Genomic DNA, 1,210 nt, shown 5'->3' with positions numbered 1-1,210 from the left:
TCGAAGAAACCGCGCGCAAATATTTCAAGATCTGGGAGATGGCCTGCTTCTCCGGCTTTCTCAATGCTCGTGAAGTGGCCAAGCGCATGGTCACTCGGCAGCGCGGCACGATTCTGTTCACCGGTGCCACGGCCGGGCTGCGCGGCGCCTCTGGATTTGCCGCTTTCGCTGGAGCCAAACATGGCATCCGCGCACTGGCGCAAAGCATGGCGAGAGAATTGGGGCCGATGAACATTCATGTCGCCCACGTTGTGGTTGATGGTGCGATCGACACCGACTTCATCCGCAGCAGCTTTCCCGAAAAATACGCGACCAAGGATCAGGACGGCATTCTCAATCCGGAGCACATCGCTGAAAACTATTGGTATCTGCACAGTCAGCCGAGGGATGCCTGGACTTTTGAGCTGGACCTGCGTCCCTGGAACGAACGCTGGTAAGCCCTCCTCCCTCATTACAACAATAAGAGAGCAATTTGATCATGACCAAAACCGTGGAATTCTATTTCGACCTCGGCAGCCCCACCACCTATCTGGCGCACACCCAGCTAGCGAAAATCTGCGCCGATACCCAAAGCGAACTGATCTACATCCCGATGCTGTTGGGTGGCGTATTCAAAGCCACCGGCAACGCTTCGCCGGCAGTGATTCCGGCCAAGGGCCGCTACATGTTTCAGGACCTCGATCGCTTCGCCAAACGCTACGGCGTACAGCTCAGATTCAATCCGCACTTTCCAATCAACACGCTGATATTGATGCGTGCCGTCACCGGCATTCAACTGCATCAGCCACAGCGTTTCGCCGAGTTCGTCGATTGCCTGTTCAGGGCGCTTTGGGTGGAGGGCCGTAACCTCAACGACCCGCAAACCATCGCCGCCGTGCTGACTGAAAACGGCTTCGATCCCGAAGAAGTATTGGCCCTGAGCAACGATGAATCAGTCAAAGCCAAACTCAAGGAAAACACCGAAGCCGCTATCAAGCGCGGCGTCTTCGGTGCCCCCAGCATGTTTATCGGCGATCAGCTGTTCTTCGGTCAGGATCGACTCGACTTCGTAGAAGAGGCATTGCGCCAAGATTGAAGCCGAGCCCCAAGGCATCGCGAGCGGTGCCTTGGGTAAATCGATCAAATGGCCACAGTGCGCTCGTTCAGCCAGCTCAGCGCCGCGCCATCCAGCAACGGACTCAGACGCTCGCGTACTTCACTGTGATAAGCA

2 protein-coding genes are annotated in these 1,210 nt (G+C 56.4%); both read left to right on the top strand.

The genetic code is table 11. The annotated features are described in order from the left end of the window. Positions 1 to 437, top strand: a 437-nt coding sequence (locus tag D6877_RS04935; protein ID WP_130910045.1) for an SDR family NAD(P)-dependent oxidoreductase, incomplete at its 5' end; no start/stop codon positions are given. A gap of 41 nt (positions 438 to 478) precedes the next feature. Continuing rightward, positions 479 to 1,075, top strand: coding sequence for a 2-hydroxychromene-2-carboxylate isomerase (locus tag D6877_RS04930; protein WP_130910044.1), 597 nt, complete (start codon positions 479 to 481; stop codon positions 1,073 to 1,075). Positions 1,076 to 1,210: the final 135 nt, after the last annotated feature.

Source organism: Pseudomonas sp. Sample_9 (assembly GCF_004307535.1).
GTDB classification, from domain to species: Bacteria; Pseudomonadota; Gammaproteobacteria; order Pseudomonadales; family Pseudomonadaceae; genus Aquipseudomonas; species Aquipseudomonas mercuritolerans.
The sequence above is the reverse complement of the archived record's forward strand: the minus strand, read 5'-3'. Positions and strand labels throughout refer to the sequence as shown.

What these genes read in the sequence shown, in the direction of transcription:
- D6877_RS04930 (WP_130910044.1), top strand. Translation starts at nt 479, where the DNA reads ATGACCAAAACCGTGGAATTCTATTTCGACCTCGGCAGCCCCACCACC.